The organism is Pseudomonas sp. A39 (assembly GCF_058145955.1).
Genome location: NZ_JBYVMD010000032.1, coordinates 20437 through 35236 on the forward strand (window position 1 = coordinate 20437; position 14800 = coordinate 35236).

The window sequence follows — 14800 nt, forward strand, 5'->3', positions numbered from 1 at the left end:
TACACCAGCAGCGGCCGGACACACTCAGGTAAGAGGACAAGAATAATGCAACCTGATTTCTGGAATGACAAACGCGCGGCGGGCGTACCCAATGACATCGACCTCGCGGCCTACAAGTCGGTGATCGAAGTCTTCGAGCGTTCCTGCAAGGCCTTTGCCGACCGTCCGGCATTCAGCAACATGGGCATCACCCTGACCTACGCCGAGCTTGAACGCCAGAGCGCAGCGTTCGCCGGCTACCTGCAGCAGCACACCGACCTCAAGCCGGGCGAGCGCATTGCGGTGCAGATGCCCAACGTGCTGCATTACCCGGTTGCCGTGTTCGGTGCCTTGCGCGCCGGGCTGATCGTGGTCAACACCAACCCGCTGTACACCCCGCGCGAGATGCGTCACCAGTTCAAGGATGCCGGTGTGCGTGCGTTGGTCTACCTCAACCTCTTCGGTTCGCGGGTGCAAGAGGTGTGCAGCGACACCGAGATCGACTACCTGATCGAAGCCAAGATGGGCGACTTCATGCCCGCCGCAAAGGGTTGGCTGGTGAACACCCTGGTCGACAAGGTCAAGAAGATGGTCCCGGCCTACAGCCTGCCGCGCGCGGTGTCGTTCAAGCGCGCCCTGCGCATGGGCGCAGGCCTGGGGGTGACCCGCCACCCGGTGACCCTGGATGACATCGCCGTGCTGCAATACACCGGCGGCACCACTGGCTTGGCCAAGGGCGCGATGCTCACCCACGGCAACCTGGTGGCAAACATGCAACAGGTGCGCGCCTGCATGTCCCAGACCGGCGAGGACGGCCATCCACTGATCAAGGAAGGGCAGGAGGTGATGATCGCGCCGCTGCCGCTTTACCACATCTATGCTTTCACCGCGAATTGCATGTGCATGATGGTGTCCGGCAATCACAACGTGCTGATCACCAACCCGCGCGACATCGGCGGCTTTATCAAGGAGCTTAAAAAGTGGCGCTTTACCGGGCTGTTGGGGCTCAACACGCTGTTTGTGGCCTTGATGGACCACCCGGATTTCAAAAGCCTGGATTTTTCCCACCTCAAGCTCACCAACTCCGGCGGCACCGCGCTGATCAAGGCCACGGCCGAGCGCTGGGAGCAGATCACCGGCTGTGCGATAGGCGAGGGCTACGGTCTCACCGAAACGTCCCCTGTGGCCAGCACCAACCCCTACGGCAACAAATCACGCCTGGGCACCGTGGGCATTCCTGTGCCAGCCACGGCAATGAAGGTGATTGATGACCAGGGCCTCGAACTGCCGTTGGGTGAACGCGGCGAGCTGTGCATCAAGGGCCCGCAGGTGATGAAGGGCTACTGGCAGCAACCGGCTGCCACCGCCGAAGCGCTGGACGCCGAAGGTTGGCTGAAGACCGGCGACATTGCAGTGATCGATGACGATGGCTTTGTGCGCATTGTCGACCGCAAGAAGGACCTGATCATCGTCTCGGGCTTCAACGTGTACCCCAACGAGATCGAAGACGTGGTGATGGCCCACCCGGCGGTGGCCAACTGTGCCGTGATCGGCGTACCGGATGATCGCACCGGGGAGGCGGTGAAGCTGTTTGTGGTGGCGCGTGCGCAAGGGGTGAGCCTTGAGGAATTGAAGGCGTACTGCAAGACCAACTTCACGGGGTACAAGGTGCCCAAGCATATTGTGTTGCGTGAGTCGTTGCCGATGACGCCGGTTGGCAAGATTTTGCGGCGTGAGTTGCGCGACATCGCCTGATTTGAAATGCAGTAAAAATGTGGGAGGGGGCTTGCTCCCGATGGCGGTAGGTCAGTCACAACATATGTCGACTGAACCGGCGCCATCGGGGGCAAGCCCCCTCCCACATGGGGACTGTGTTGTCCTGAAAGCCTCGTTCCAGAGCCATTCATGAGCGTATTTCGGCTTCGTTTAAAGCGTGACCAATTATTGTAGGACAGTCGTGTTTATGACCGTGGGCCCCTTCTTTGGCTCTAGGCGGCCCTTGGCAAAGCTGCTACTCTCGGCGCGCTTTGTGACGTCTCGGCCTGCTTGAAAGCGCCAGATTCACCTAAAAAAACATACACCAATAATAATCGCATCAAATGCGATGATGAATTCGCGTCGCTGACGTCGCTGAGGAGTGGGCTTCCATGAACGAAGACTTTTGGAAGGATAAGTACCCCGCCGGGATTGCTGCACAAATCAATCCAGACGAGTATCCGAATATTCAGGCGGTACTGAAGCAGTCCTGCCAGCGCTTCGCCAACAAACCGGCTTTCAGCAACCTGGGCAAGACAATCACCTACGGTGAATTGTATGAATTGTCCGGCGCCTTCGCCGCGTACCTGCAGCAACATACCGACTTGAAGCCCGGCGACCGCATCGCCGTGCAGTTGCCCAACGTCCTCCAGTACCCGGTTGCCGTATTCGGTGCCATCCGCGCCGGCCTGATCGTGGTCAACACCAACCCGCTGTACACCGCGCGGGAAATGGAACACCAATTCAACGACTCCGGGGCCAAGGCCTTGGTCTGCCTGGCCAACATGGCTCACCTGGCGGAAAAGGTCGTGCCCAAGACCGCCATCAAGCACGTGATCGTCACTGAAGTCGCTGACCTGTTGCCGCCGCTCAAGCGCCTGCTGATCAACAGCGTCATCAAGTACGTGAAGAAAATGGTCCCGGCGTTTCACTTGCCCAAGGCGATCAAGTTCAACGACGTGTTGGCCAAGGGGCATGGCCAACCGGTCAGCGACGCCAACCCGGCCAGCGGCGATGTAGCCGTGCTGCAATACACTGGCGGCACCACCGGCGTGGCGAAGGGCGCGATGCTCACTCACCGCAACCTGGTCGCGAACATGCTGCAATGCAAGGCGCTGATGGGTTCCAACCTCAACGAAGGTTGCGAGATCCTGATCACGCCGCTGCCGCTGTACCACATCTATGCGTTCACCTTTCATTGCATGGCGATGATGCTGATCGGCAACCACAACATCCTGATCAGCAACCCGCGCGACCTGCCGGCGATGGTCAAGGAGCTGTCGAAGTGGAAGTTCAGCGGCTTTGTCGGCTTGAACACCCTGTTCGTCGCGCTGTGCAACAACGAAGCCTTCCGCAAGCTGGACTTCTCCGCGCTGAAAGTCACCCTGTCGGGCGGCATGGCATTGCAACTGGCAGCCGCTGAACGCTGGAAGGCCGTGACCGGCTGTGGCATCTGCGAAGGCTACGGCATGACCGAAACCAGCCCCGTGGCTACCGTGAACCCGATCCAGCACATCCAGATCGGCACCATCGGCATTCCCGTGCCGTCCACCGTGTGTAAAGTCATCGCCGACGACGGCACCGAACTCGCACTGGGTGAAACCGGCGAGCTCTGCGTCAAGGGTCCGCAAGTGATGAAGGGCTACTGGCAGCGCCAGGAAGCCACCGACGAGATGCTCGACAGCGAAGGCTGGCTGAAGACCGGTGACATCGCGATCATCCAGCCCGACGGCTATATGCGCATTGTCGACCGCAAGAAAGACATGATCCTGGTCTCGGGCTTCAACGTGTACCCCAACGAACTGGAAGACGTGTTGGCGGGCTTGCCGGGGGTGCTGCAGTGCGCGGCCATCGGCGTGCCGGACGAGAAGTCCGGGGAGCACATCAAGCTGTTTATCGTGGTCAAGCCAGGCGCAACCCTGACCAAGGAGCAGGTGATGGAGCACATGCGCGCCAACGTCACCGCCTACAAAGTGCCCAGGGCCGTGGAGTTCCGCGATGCGTTGCCGACCACCAACGTAGGCAAGATCCTGCGGCGTGAGTTGCGCGATGAAGAGTTGAAGAAGCTCGGTCTGAAAAAGTAACGCTATACCCATGTGGGAGGGGGCTTGCCCCCGATAGCGGTGTATCAGTCAGCAATCTGCAGCTGACACACCGGCATCGGGGGCAAGCCCCCTCCCACATTTTTTATGCGTTTTCTACAGGGCGAACTGCGCGAAGCTCACACCGGCGCCTGCAGGGCGCACATCCTTCAAGAACGAATCCTTATCCGCGCTCAGCTCCAGGGTGATCTCCGGCTTGCGCTTGCCCGCGTTGCGCACCACCAGGCCTTCAAGATTCTCGCGCAGGAACACCGTCGGCACCTTCAGATGCAGCAACTGGTCGGTCTCGGCGTTATGCATCAACAGATGAATCCACTCGTACTGGCCCACGCCAATCCGCACCACCGGCAAGTCGAACCACCAGATGTTGCGTTTGCTGTCCAGGTCGGTGAAGTGGCAGTTGTTGACGCCGAGTACGGCACCGCCCAGTTCAGTGTTTCTGCGGGCGATGGCCTGTGCTTTATTGAGTTTCATAACCTTCCTACGGGATCTGTTATTCAGCGTTATAGCCTGAATGTGCCGGGCATTCTCGTGGGTTGGCCGCAAAACATAAAGCCAAACCTGCAACCGGCGATGAAATGCCTGCGCAAAAATAATTGAAACTCTGCCGAACGGCCTCAGGTCAATCTTTACGTAATGACCAAAAACCATCGATTGTTTCAGGAGAAATACCATGAGCAGTACATCCGATAAGGTTAAAGGCGTAGCGAACGAAGCGGTCGGCAACATTAAGCAAGGCGTCGGTAAAGTCACCGGCAACGACAAACTGCGCGCTGAAGGCGTGGTGCAGGAAAAGAAAGGCGAAGTTCAGAAAGCTGTCGGCGATACCAAAGACGCCGTGAAAAAAGCGACCAAGTAAGCCTGAATCGCTGGCTGGTTTCACGCAGCCCGACGGCCATCCACGGATGGCCGTTTTTGTGTCACCTGATGCGGTTAAAGTTTCGAAATTGTTTCAAGGTCGCCAAATAGGCTACCTTGATGTAGAAAACGGCCCCTGAGTCGCCCACGAACCTTCCTTTTGCGGCGAAAGGAGACGCTATGATTTTCCCGGTACTAGAAGGCCTCAAGCTGCACAAAGTGCTGGTGCGCACCGTCAAGGAATTTGTCGATGACGAGATGCCCACCTACGCCTCGGCGCTGGCCTACCAGATGCTGTTCTCGCTGTTTCCCTTCCTGCTGTTCCTGATTGCCCTGATCGGTTTCCTGCACCTGCCGGACTTCTTTACCTGGCTGCGCCTGCAGTCCGAGCTGGTGTTGCCGCCCCAGGCCCTGGAGCAGGTCAACCCGGTGATCGACCAGTTGCAGCAATCCAAGGGTGGCCTGTTGTCGGTGGGTATCGTGATTGCGCTGTGGACGGCCTCGGCCGGCGTGCGTCTGATGATGAGTGCGATGAACGCCGCGTATGACGTGGTCGAAGGTCGGCCTATCTGGAAGCGCTTTCCGCTGTCGATTTTCTACACCGTCGGCATCGCCGGCATGCTGTTGGCCGCTGCAGCGTTGATGGTGCTCGGCCCGCAGGTGATGGAGTGGTTGGCGGGGCAGATCGGCATGCAGGAGTTCGTGGTCACCTTGTGGACCATCGTGCGCTGGCCGTTGATCGTGATCCTGCTGATGTTTGCCGTGGCCCTCATGTATTACGTGATGCCGGACGTCGAGCAGAAATTTCGCTTTATCACCCCAGGCTCGGTGCTGGCCGTGGTGGTCTGGATCGTGGCCTCCCTGGGTTTTGGTTATTACGTCAAAACCTTTGCCGACTACAACGCCATGTATGGCAGCATCGGTGCGATCATCGTGTTGCTCCTGTACTTCTACATTTCTGCGGCCGTGCTGTTGCTGGGCGCGGAGATGAATGCGGTGATCGAGCACATGTCCGCCGAGGGCAAGGACCCTGGCGAAAAAGAGTTCGATGAACCCGGCCACACCGTTGAAAAACAGCACGTCTCAGGCCTTGGCCGGGACCATTCCAAGCCCACCCCTGACGAAGTCTGATCGATGATCCGTGAAATCCTGAAAATGGGCGACGAACGCCTTCTGCGTATCGCGCCTCCGGTTCCGCCGGAAATGTTCGACAGCCCCGAACTGTGGCAATTGATCGATGACATGTTCCAGACCATGGAACACGTGGGCGGCGTCGGCCTGGCCGCGCCGCAGATCGGCGTTGACCTGCAATTGGTGATCTTCGGTTTCGAGGCCAGCGAACGCTACCCGGACGCGCCGCCGGTGCCGCAGACGATCCTGATCAACCCGCTGATCACGCCGCTGGGCCCGGTGCTTGAAGAGGGGTATGAAGGCTGTCTGTCCGTGCCCGGCATGCGGGGCGCGGTGAGCCGTTACCAGCAGATTCGCTATGAAGGGTTTGATCCGAAGGGCGAACCTATCGTGCGGTTTGCCGATGGTTTTCATGCGCGGTTGGTGCAGCATGAGTGCGATCACTTGATCGGCCGGTTGTACCCGTCGCGGATCACTGACTTCAGCAAATTCGGGTTTATCGAGGTGATGTTTCCGGACATGGATCCCACGGCCGACGCCTAGCGTTCAGGCCCAATGAGACCGAACGGTGGGAGCGAGCAAGCCCGCTCCCACCGTTGGAACACCTTTCAAGTCGGGTTATTTGGCCGGCTTCACAAACCGCAACGTCATCCGATCCGACTCGCCAATCGCCACATACTTGGCCTTATCCTGCTCCCCCAATTTCAATGTCGGCGGCAACGTCCACACCCCAGCCGGATAGTCCTTGGTGTCTTTCGGATTGGCGTTGATTTCGCTCTGTCCCGCCAGCTTGAACCCGGCATCCGTCGCCAGTTTCACCACCTGGGCCGTGGTCAGGTAACCGCTGTCTTTGATCGCGTCCAGATCGGCCCCCTCCTTGGCCCGATGATCCTCCACGCCCAGCACGCCACCCGGTTTCAGCACGGTGTAGAAGGCACTGAACGTCTTCGCTGCGGTATCGGCCGCGACCCAGTTATGCACATTACGGAATGTCAGCACGGCGTCTGCCGAAGCGGGTTTGCCGAACACCGGCGCCTTGGGGTCGAACTCGACCACCTCAGCCTTGCCGTACCGAACAGGGTCAGCCGCGAATTTCTTTTTCAGGTTCTCTTCCGAGGTGCGCGCATAGGCACTGCTGCTCGCGGCCTGCACCGCCGCGATGTAATGCCCGTGATCCTTGAGCAGCGGTGCCAGCACCTCGCTGTACCAGCCGCCACCGGGGGTGATCTCGATCACGGTTTGCTTGGCGCCCAAGCCAAAGAACGCCAGTGTCTGTTGCGGATGGCGATAACCGTCGCGGGCGCTGTTGGCCGGGTCGCGCCAACTGCCGGCGAGCACGCTCTGGTACTGCTGGGCGGTGAAGGTGGCGTCGGCTGCCTGGCTTAAAACCGGGGCGAGCAGGGCGGTGAGGGACAGAGCTGCGAGTGTGGTTTTCATGATCATCCTGTAAAGGGCCACTGTGCCGCCGAGGCTAGCATGGGCCCTGTACGCTCGGATCACACATTATCCGAGGTCGACCTCACCAAACGATCTAAGCCCATCGCGATCATCGGTTTGTTGCGTTTGTAGCGCACCAGCCGTTCGCTGAGAGACTGCGGCAACAGCGTGTCCTGACTGAACCCCATGCGCTGATACAACCCCTCCAAGTCCGGATGGCACAACAACCACACTGTACCTTCGACATCGGCCACCGCCGCCGCGATCACCTGCGCCGCCAGCCCCTGGCCGCGATAGGCCGGATCAACAAACACTCCGGTCAGCCACTGCCCGCCGACCACGGGTGTGAGGCACAGACCCGCGACAATCTCGCCATCGCGCGCCACCCACAAACGCCCGCCCTTGAGCGCCTTCATCGGCGAATTGTGGCTGAGGTAAAATTTATTCAGCAACGGCCAAAGCGGCTCTGCCAGCGGTTCGATGTGCAATGGGGGCATGGTGTTCAGGCAAGCGTTATCAAGGACCGGGGATTATAAGCGCCTTCTGTCTTGCAATAGGTGGTATACCCACTGCTACATCCCCTGTCAGTGGAGCACGCATCATGGCCAAAGGTATGGATTCAAAGAAAGCCGCGAAGAAGAAACCGGCAAAGACCGCAGATGAAAAACGCGCCGACAAAAAAGCCAAGAAAACTGAGACAGGTCTGTTCGGTCACTGAGTGACACGCTTGAAAGCAAACCCTCTGCAAGATTTCCCAGCCTCTACCGTAAGCCCCAAATGGCCGCTTGAAACCGGTTCTCTGCAGCGAAGCCGATCAAATGTGGGAGCACGCCCGCTCCCACAGGTTGATTGCATTTCAGTTCATCGGCTTTCTGCTGCCAGGGCCGTAATCACCGCCGGCCGTGCGCCGATTCGCTGCTGAAACGCCGCCAGCGCCGGCCACTCGCCCAGATCAATAGCGTGAAAGCCTGCCCAGCGCAGCACCACGAACAGGTAGGCGTCCGCTACCGAATATGCGGTGCCCAACAGATAATCCTGGTGTTCCAGCGTCTGCACCAGCACCGCGAAACGCTTGAAGAGGGTGGCCTGGAACAGGGCACGCACCTCGCCCTGGATGGCATCGTTGAAGAACACCGCCAACCCGCCGTGCACTTCGGTCGCGATGAAATTCAGCCATTCCTGCAACCGCACGCGCTCCCAGCTGCCATTGGCCGGGGCCAGTCCGACGGTGGGTTTCAGGTCGGCCAAGTACTGCAGGATCGCGCTGGCTTCGGTCAGCACCTGGCCATCGTCCAGCCTCAGCGCGGCGACGTAGCCCTTGGGGTTGATCTGCAGGAAATCCTCGCCATCGGCGGTGGTTTTGGCCTGGTTATCAACCCGCACCAGGTCGAACGGCAACGCCAATTCGCGCAGGACGATATGCGGGGCGAGGGAACAGGCGTGGGGGGCGAAATACAGTTTCATCTGGGGCAGCTCCGTTGAATTTGCGCCAGTCTCGTGGGCGTGGCACCTTGCGTAAAATTAAACCTTCAGACCCCTGCCATAAGGATCGCTACTGCCATGATGAACCTGATGCATTGGCGCCTGCTGGTGGCGGTGGCCGATCACGGCAGCATCACCGCCGCCGCCGAGCATGTGGGCATGACCCAATCCGCCGCCAGCCAGGCCATGGCCGGCATGGAGGCATCACTGGGTGCGCAGCTGTTTACCCGCGAGCCGCGCAAGACCTTGCCCACTGCCTTGGGCTTGAGTGTGGTCGAGCAGGCGCGGGTGATGCTCACAGCCTTGCAGGCGATTCGCAGCACCGTGGACGAAGCCAGGCCCATGCTGCGTGGGAGTATTCGCATTGCAAGTTTCCCCATGGTGCTGGTTGCCTTTCTCACTCCGTTGTTACAACGCTTCGCGCAGCTTCACCCCGGTATAGAGGTCACCACCCTTGAAGTCACTGACAACGAAGTGAACACGTTGCTCGACGCAGGCCTGATCGACTTCGGCGTAGTGCTCAACCCCCATCCTGGGCGCAATGCCACGGTGTTGGGGCGGGACAATTGGCTGGCGGTGTTGCCGGTGCAGCACGCGCTGGCCCAACGTCCGGCGCAGGCCACGGTGACGCTGGAGGAATTGCTGGCACAGCCCTTTGTGCTGGCCACTGGTGGCTGCACCGCCAATGCGCGCAGCCTGGGCGCTGATGCCGGGCTGACGCTGAGTGATATTCGCGTGGAAGTGCGCGAGTGGAGCAGTGCCTTCAGCCTGGTTCGCGAAGGTGTCGGCGTGACCCTGGTGCCGGAAATGACCCTGCCAGCCCAACGCCAGGGCCTGCGGGTGATGCCACTGGCCGTGCCCGTGCACCGCGAGTTCTCCCTGGTCGCAGCGCAACACTGTCCGCCCTCCGCTGCTGCCGGCGCATTGTTAAAAATGCTGGCTGACTAGTGGCCTTGCATAGCGCCAAGCCGTGTCTATGCTCACCCAGAACCGTTGATGACGCTTGGCATATAAAGCGATTTGGATGGTTATTTCCCCATGAAGGTGTGCCAGCAATAGCCAACAAATGAATGGAATGCGCCTTCTGGGCGCCGGTAATCAAGGGTGATCTGACCATGTTCAACCGCCATCACAAATCCGACCTGCAACAAATCGAACGTTTCTCCTGCGCACTCACTGAATCCAACGCCAAGCTCGCCGCCATCAGCCGTTCCATGGCCATGATCGAGTTCGACCCCAGTGGCGTGATTCTCGACGCCAACGACAACTTCTGCAAAGCCATGGGCTACAGCGCCGAGGAGATTTGCGGCAAACATCACCGCCTTTTTTGCGACGAGGCCTACACCCAAACCGACGCCTACGCCAAGCTTTGGCGTGACCTGGCGCGGGGCGAGGCGCTCAGTGGCACCTTTATGCGCTTGAACAAACAGGGCCAGGAAGTCTGGCTCGAAGCCAGCTACATGCCGGTGCTGGACAAAGACAATCACGTATTGAGCGTGATCAAAGTCGCGTCGGATATTTCCGCACGGGTTCACCATGAGCATGAAAACCAGAGCCTGATCGACGCCATCGGCCGCTCTATGGCGGTGATCGAATTCACGCCCCAGGGCCAGATCCTCAACGCCAACGACAACTTCCTGAAAACCGTGCAGTACTCCCTGGATGAGATCGTCGGCCAGCACCACAGCCTGTTCTGCCACCGCAGCGAAGTGGAGTCGCCCGCCTATAAGGCGTTCTGGGCGTCCCTCAACCGCGGCGAGTACCACTCGCACCGCTTCGAGCGCAAAAACAAATACGGCAAGACGCTGTTCCTGGAAGCCTCCTACAACCCGATCTTCGACACCAATGGCCGCTTGTACAAAGTGGTGAAGTTCGCCAGCGACATCACCGACCAAGTCACCACCCTGCGCAGCGCCGCTGACTCGGCTCACGCCACCTCGGTGCAAAACGATGCCTGCGCCCGTAAGGGGTCGGAAGTAGTGCAGCAAACTGTGCAGATCATCGAAGAAATCTCCCTCGACCTGAACCAGGCGGCCGTGAGTATCGACGCGGTCAGCAAGCAGTCGGACATCATCGGCGCCATTGTGCAGACCATCCGCAGCATTGCCGAGCAGACCAATATGCTCGCGCTCAACGCTGCCATTGAAGCGGCGCGGGCCGGTGAGCATGGGCGCGGGTTTGCAGTGGTGGCCGACGAAGTGCGCAGCCTTGCGGGGCGGACCAGCCAGGCGACGGTGGAAATTGTTGATGTGGTGCGCAAGAACCACGACCTGTCGCTGAGCGCCGTGTCGAGCATGCAATCGAGCTTGAGCCGCACAGGGCTGGGTGTAGAGTTGGCGAACGAAGCGGGGCAGGTGATCCTGGAGATTCAGGAAGGCTCACGGCATGTGGTGGATGCGATCGGGCAGTTCAATTCGACGTTGCAGTTGCAGTAACCCCGAGCACGCTTTGCGTAGTGAGCGGGCTTGCCCCGCGCTGGGGGGCGAAGCCGCCCCAATAAAAACGCCGCATTCTGTCAGGCAGAATGCGGCGACTGGTTTTAGGGCGGCTTCGCCCCCCAGCGCGGGGCAAGCCCGCTCACTACAGGCTAAGGGGCTTAGATCGCGGCCAGGGTTTCTTTTACCGCCCGCGCCTGCGGGTCAGTGGTCTTTGCAGCTACCTGCTGCTCTTGCTGCTGCTTCAAGCGTTCCGCCACTTGCTTGGAAATAGCGTCCTGCTTTTCCTGCGACATGTTCTGCACATCCGCCTCGGTCAAACCCTGCTCCTTGAGCAACTGCTCACGAATGCGCTCGGCCGGGGATTTGCTCATGTAATCGGTGAACTCGGACCGCGCCGTGCTGGTGGTCGAACCGGTTTTCGGCACGTCTGTTGTCGCCGTGGAGGCGGTAACGGCCTCAGTGGTGGTCTGCAACTGCACGCGGGTCTTGGCGAAGGCTTCGTCGATACGGTCAGTCGCCTTGTCCAACTCCTTCTGCGCGGCCGGCACGGTCACGCTTTGCTGCGCAGCTTGCAAGGCACCGCTGTACAGCGCGCTTGCGGCGGCGTTGGCGGGGTCCATGTCGGGCCGTTTGATCTGTTGAAGGGTCGACACGGCTTGGGTGTTGTTGTTAACCAGCATGATCGGTCACCTGGGGAAATGTTCGGTGCCTCAGGAGGAGCAAATAGCGTGCCGGGTGTGAACGCCTGGAATTAGGGCGCGTATCTATGTCGCTAAGGCAAGAACTGTCCTGTTTGCGGCCAATTCTTGCCGTTGGCGGCTGTCTCACGGCATCACTCAGTGTGTGGTGGTGTGATGGCTTGGTTGTTATCTAGAACGCCAATTCCAGTCAAATCCATCTCCCCACCATTGACTTCTAAGGAGTTTCCATCTGTGTCACTGGCTCTGAAGTAGAACCTTGCGAAAACTTTTCCAGTGTTGGTATTAAATTCAAAAAACGTAATTTGCCCCGCTGTCGCTTGAAAACGGATCTGCTGAGGGTCGGAGGCGTATTTTAAATCGCAGGTAGCGGTCACTGGGCCGCCGGGGGTGATGTCGTATTTGTCGCGGTTTCCGGTAATTCCAAGTGGGAGATGGAATTCCATATAAACGACATCGCTACCTCTCTGAGTCGTGTCCAATGTGTAGCGGAAGGCCATTCTTCTTAAGCTGATTTCATCGGCTCTGTATTCAAGAACCAAACTACCTCTCACGAGTTGTGCTGTGAATTTCCCATTTGTGGGGTTCCTATGGTTACTTTCCATTTGGGAGTCTGTCATGGCGCCGTCCTTGTTTATTAACTGGTGAATTGACAGAGCTGTGTCGCAAGCCCTGCGCAAATCAGGCGCCCATAACTGCCGCAGGTCCACTGTCAGAAATAACAGTTACGACCAATGGTTGCGTCGTCATCAGTGGGCGATATTTTCCAGCGCCAGGTTACGCGTGCGTGGCCCGAACCAACTGATGGTGATCATCACGATCAACATGCTGCTGGCAATAAACGCCAGTACGCCCGGCGTGCCCAGGTGTTCGAGGATAAAGCCGATCAACAGGCTGCTGAACACCGTCGACAAGCGGCTGAACGAGTAACAGAACCCGACCGCCCGTGCGCGGATGTTGGTCGGGAACAGTTCGCTCTGGTACGAGTGATAACTGAAGCTCAGCCAGGCATTGCAGAAGGTGATCATCACCCCGCAGATCACCAGCCCCACCGCCGTGGTTTGCAGGGCAAACAGGCTGCCGAAGATCACGGCGCCCAAGGCCGAGCCGACGATCTGCCATTTGTTTTCAAAGCGGTTGGCCACCTTCACGAATAACAACGGCCCCAGCGGGTAGGCGAGGGTGATGATGAAGGCGTAGAGCAAACTGTGGGTCACGCTGACGCCCTGGCCTGAGAGCAGCGCGGGCAGCCAATTGCCGAAGCCGAAAAACCCGATGGCCTGGAACACATGGAACACGATCAGCATCAACGCGCGGCGGCGGTACGGCGGTTGCCAGATGTCGGCAAAGCGGCCGCTGCCCTGCACGCTGACGGCTTGCGGTTCGGGCTCGTCCAGCGGTTTGCCGTGATCCTTTCGGCAGCGCGCTTCCAGGTTGTCCATGATCTTCCCGGCTTCGTCAAAGCGGCCTTTCTGTGCCAGCCAGCGCGGTGATTCCGGCAGGCGTTTGCGCAGTTGCCAGATAAACAACGCGAACACGGCGCTCGACAGCACCACCCAGCGCCAACCCGAGATGCCGAACGGCGCCTGCGGCACCAGCCACCACGACATCAGCGCCACCGCCGGCACCGACAGGAACTGGATAAAAAACGCAAAGGCAAACGCCGAACTGCGCATGCGCTTGGGCACCAGTTCCGAGAGGTAGGCGTCGATAGTGACCAGCTCGATGCCCAGGCCGATACCCACCAGGAAGCGCATGCAGATGATGCCCAAGGCCGAGGTCTGGATGCCCATCAATACGGTGGCGACCGTGTACCAGATCAGCGCAAAGGTAAAGATTGCCCGGCGCCCAAAACGGTCGGCGATGGGGCTGAGCAGGCTGGCGCCGAGGAACAGGCCCAGGAAGGTCGCAGAGGCGAAGGCCGCCTGGTCCGAGAAGCCGAACACGCCTTCGCTGCCGGTGTGGAAAATCCCGTCGCTGATCAGGCCGGGGCTGATGTAGGCGGTCTGGAACAGGTCATACAGCTCGAAAAAACCACCAATCGACAGCAGCGCCACCAAGCGCCAAACGGTAGCGACGGCGGGCAGACGGTCGATGCGCGCACTGATGTGGGCGGCGCGGAGGGGGTCGATGCCGTCGGTACTGGAGAGTGTGGGCATGGGGAAACTCAATAAGTGATCGGAATCTCGAATGTTTGAAACGCGTCATCCTGGGGATGGTAACCCAGCACCCGCGTGGTCTCGCTCAAATCCAAGCGCTTGAAGCGGTTATTGGAAATACCATGGGCAATCAAGTGCTTCACGCCCTCGGCCTCCACCGAACGTTGCAGCAACTGCACCGCATCACGGGGGCTGAGCCACGCGCTGAGGTCGCGGGCGTTGTTCAGGTCGTGGGTTTCGGGGAACTCGAAGGCGCCGATGCGCAGGGCAATCGTCGACAGCGGGGTTTTTGCCGCGTAGTAGCCGCACAACGCCTCGCCGTAGCATTTGCTCACACCGTACAGGTTAGCGGGCAACACGGGCATGCCGGGTGTGATCTGGCGATCCACCGGGTAGCCTTCGATGGTTTGCGCGCTGCTGGCGAATACCAGGCGTTTTACCCCGGCGTTCACAGCGGCTTCAAACAGGTAGGTCGTGGCGAGGATATTGTTGGGCAGCAACTCGTCGAACGAGGCGCTGGCATGGGGGATGCCCGACAGGTGCACGATCACGTCGATGCCGTCGAGCAGGGCAACCAGGCTGGATTGATCGCTGAGGTCGGCGTGCACGAAGCGGTGTTGGCCCACGTCGAAATCCGGCGCGATGCGATCGGTGAGGGTGAAGCGGTAGCGGTCTTTCGAGCCTTCGAAAAACGTCTTGCCGATTCTGCCGCAGGCGCCGGTCAGCAGTACGTTGAGTCCTTTCACTGTGTCGTGCTTGGT

The 14800-nt window shown here is 59.5% G+C and carries 14 protein-coding genes and 2 pseudogenes; 8 read left to right on the forward strand and 8 right to left on the reverse strand.

The window, feature by feature from the left end:
- Positions 1 to 45: 45 nt before the first annotated feature.
- Positions 46 to 1734 carry a long-chain-fatty-acid--CoA ligase FadD2 gene (gene fadD2, locus AC3ZU9_RS21885; protein ID WP_046035477.1) on the forward strand — a complete coding sequence of 563 codons (1689 nt, stop codon included), beginning with the start codon at positions 46 to 48 and terminating at the stop codon, positions 1732 to 1734.
- Between the two features lie 392 nt (positions 1735 to 2126).
- The gene (gene fadD1, locus AC3ZU9_RS21890; RefSeq protein ID WP_046035476.1) at positions 2127 to 3818 is read left to right on the forward strand and encodes a long-chain-fatty-acid--CoA ligase FadD1; all 1692 of its coding nucleotides are present in this window, start codon (positions 2127 to 2129) and stop codon (positions 3816 to 3818) included.
- Positions 3819 to 3932: 114 nt separating this feature from the next.
- Here the strand turns inward: fadD1 and AC3ZU9_RS21895 are convergent, their stop codons facing one another.
- Positions 3933 to 4310, reverse strand: coding sequence for a hypothetical protein (locus tag AC3ZU9_RS21895; RefSeq protein ID WP_015885540.1), 378 nt, complete (start codon positions 4308 to 4310; stop codon positions 3933 to 3935).
- Positions 4311 to 4509: 199 nt separating this feature from the next.
- Between AC3ZU9_RS21895 and AC3ZU9_RS21900 the strand changes: the two genes are divergently transcribed.
- The 3 genes from AC3ZU9_RS21900 (at position 4510) to def (ending at position 6368) form a co-directional block, all read left to right on the forward strand.
- Complete coding sequence (locus AC3ZU9_RS21900; RefSeq protein ID WP_028617689.1) at positions 4510 to 4695, forward strand: CsbD family protein; 186 nt, start codon at positions 4510 to 4512, stop codon at positions 4693 to 4695.
- A gap of 179 nt (positions 4696 to 4874) precedes the next feature.
- Positions 4875 to 5825 (forward strand): YihY/virulence factor BrkB family protein, encoded by a 951-nt coding sequence (locus AC3ZU9_RS21905; RefSeq protein WP_015885539.1) that lies wholly within the window; start codon positions 4875 to 4877, stop codon positions 5823 to 5825.
- A 3-nt stretch (positions 5826 to 5828) separates the two neighbouring features.
- Positions 5829 to 6368: a peptide deformylase gene (def, locus tag AC3ZU9_RS21910; RefSeq protein WP_015885538.1), complete on the forward strand. Its 540-nt coding sequence runs from the start codon at positions 5829 to 5831 to the stop codon at positions 6366 to 6368.
- A 75-nt stretch (positions 6369 to 6443) separates the two neighbouring features.
- Here def and AC3ZU9_RS21915 read toward each other — a convergent pair whose 3' ends face one another.
- The 3 genes from AC3ZU9_RS21915 to gstA all read right to left on the reverse strand — a co-directional run bounded on the left by AC3ZU9_RS21915 (position 6444) and on the right by gstA (position 8726).
- Positions 6444 to 7262, reverse strand: coding sequence for a class I SAM-dependent methyltransferase (locus AC3ZU9_RS21915; protein ID WP_015885537.1), 819 nt, complete (start codon positions 7260 to 7262; stop codon positions 6444 to 6446).
- A gap of 59 nt (positions 7263 to 7321) precedes the next feature.
- On the reverse strand, positions 7322 to 7759 hold the full coding sequence (locus AC3ZU9_RS21920) for a GNAT family N-acetyltransferase (RefSeq protein WP_490091306.1): 438 nt from the start codon (positions 7757 to 7759) through the stop codon (positions 7322 to 7324).
- A gap of 364 nt (positions 7760 to 8123) precedes the next feature.
- Positions 8124 to 8726 (reverse strand): glutathione transferase GstA, encoded by a 603-nt coding sequence (gene gstA / locus AC3ZU9_RS21925; protein ID WP_102061305.1) that lies wholly within the window; start codon positions 8724 to 8726, stop codon positions 8124 to 8126.
- Positions 8727 to 8822: 96 nt separating this feature from the next.
- Between gstA and AC3ZU9_RS21930 the strand changes: the two genes are divergently transcribed.
- The 3 genes and pseudogenes from AC3ZU9_RS21930 to AC3ZU9_RS21940 form a co-directional block, all read left to right on the forward strand.
- Positions 8823 to 9692, forward strand: a complete 870-nt coding sequence (locus AC3ZU9_RS21930; RefSeq protein WP_043205797.1) for a LysR family transcriptional regulator — start codon at positions 8823 to 8825, stop codon at positions 9690 to 9692.
- Between the two features lie 167 nt (positions 9693 to 9859).
- A pseudogene (locus AC3ZU9_RS21935) lies at positions 9860 to 10636 on the forward strand (PAS domain-containing protein); the annotation flags it as partial.
- Positions 10637 to 10753: 117 nt separating this feature from the next.
- Positions 10754 to 11179: pseudogene (locus AC3ZU9_RS21940) on the forward strand (methyl-accepting chemotaxis protein); the annotation flags it as partial.
- A 161-nt stretch (positions 11180 to 11340) separates the two neighbouring features.
- On the opposite strand, the gene AC3ZU9_RS21945 reads toward AC3ZU9_RS21940, so the two are convergent.
- From AC3ZU9_RS21945 to AC3ZU9_RS21960, 4 genes are all read right to left on the reverse strand, one after another.
- On the reverse strand, positions 11341 to 11862 hold the full coding sequence (locus tag AC3ZU9_RS21945) for a hypothetical protein (RefSeq protein ID WP_015885532.1): 522 nt from the start codon (positions 11860 to 11862) through the stop codon (positions 11341 to 11343).
- Positions 11863 to 12014: 152 nt separating this feature from the next.
- Positions 12015 to 12500: a hypothetical protein gene (locus AC3ZU9_RS21950; protein ID WP_102061304.1), complete on the reverse strand. Its 486-nt coding sequence runs from the start codon at positions 12498 to 12500 to the stop codon at positions 12015 to 12017.
- Positions 12501 to 12629: 129 nt separating this feature from the next.
- Positions 12630 to 14039 (reverse strand): MFS transporter, encoded by a 1410-nt coding sequence (locus AC3ZU9_RS21955; RefSeq protein WP_064053696.1) that lies wholly within the window; start codon positions 14037 to 14039, stop codon positions 12630 to 12632.
- 8 nt (positions 14040 to 14047) lie between these two features.
- The gene (locus AC3ZU9_RS21960) at positions 14048 to 14785 is read right to left on the reverse strand and encodes an NAD-dependent epimerase/dehydratase family protein (RefSeq protein ID WP_093543155.1); all 738 of its coding nucleotides are present in this window, start codon (positions 14783 to 14785) and stop codon (positions 14048 to 14050) included.
- Positions 14786 to 14800: the final 15 nt, after the last annotated feature.

Coding starts and splice junctions, on each gene's coding strand:
- fadD2 (WP_046035477.1), top strand. CDS start 46: ATGCAACCTGATTTCTGGAATGACAAACGCGCGGCGGGCGTACCCAAT.
- fadD1 (WP_046035476.1), top strand. CDS start 2,127: ATGAACGAAGACTTTTGGAAGGATAAGTACCCCGCCGGGATTGCTGCA.
- AC3ZU9_RS21895 (WP_015885540.1), bottom strand. CDS start 4,310: ATGAAACTCAATAAAGCACAGGCCATCGCCCGCAGAAACACTGAACTG.
- AC3ZU9_RS21900 (WP_028617689.1), top strand. CDS start 4,510: ATGAGCAGTACATCCGATAAGGTTAAAGGCGTAGCGAACGAAGCGGTC.
- AC3ZU9_RS21905 (WP_015885539.1), top strand. CDS start 4,875: ATGATTTTCCCGGTACTAGAAGGCCTCAAGCTGCACAAAGTGCTGGTG.
- def (WP_015885538.1), top strand. CDS start 5,829: ATGATCCGTGAAATCCTGAAAATGGGCGACGAACGCCTTCTGCGTATC.
- AC3ZU9_RS21915 (WP_015885537.1), bottom strand. CDS start 7,262: ATGAAAACCACACTCGCAGCTCTGTCCCTCACCGCCCTGCTCGCCCCG.
- AC3ZU9_RS21920 (WP_490091306.1), bottom strand. CDS start 7,759: ATGCCCCCATTGCACATCGAACCGCTGGCAGAGCCGCTTTGGCCGTTG.
- gstA (WP_102061305.1), bottom strand. CDS start 8,726: ATGAAACTGTATTTCGCCCCCCACGCCTGTTCCCTCGCCCCGCATATC.
- AC3ZU9_RS21930 (WP_043205797.1), top strand. CDS start 8,823: ATGATGAACCTGATGCATTGGCGCCTGCTGGTGGCGGTGGCCGATCAC.
- AC3ZU9_RS21945 (WP_015885532.1), bottom strand. CDS start 11,862: ATGCTGGTTAACAACAACACCCAAGCCGTGTCGACCCTTCAACAGATC.
- AC3ZU9_RS21950 (WP_102061304.1), bottom strand. CDS start 12,500: ATGACAGACTCCCAAATGGAAAGTAACCATAGGAACCCCACAAATGGG.
- AC3ZU9_RS21955 (WP_064053696.1), bottom strand. CDS start 14,039: ATGCCCACACTCTCCAGTACCGACGGCATCGACCCCCTCCGCGCCGCC.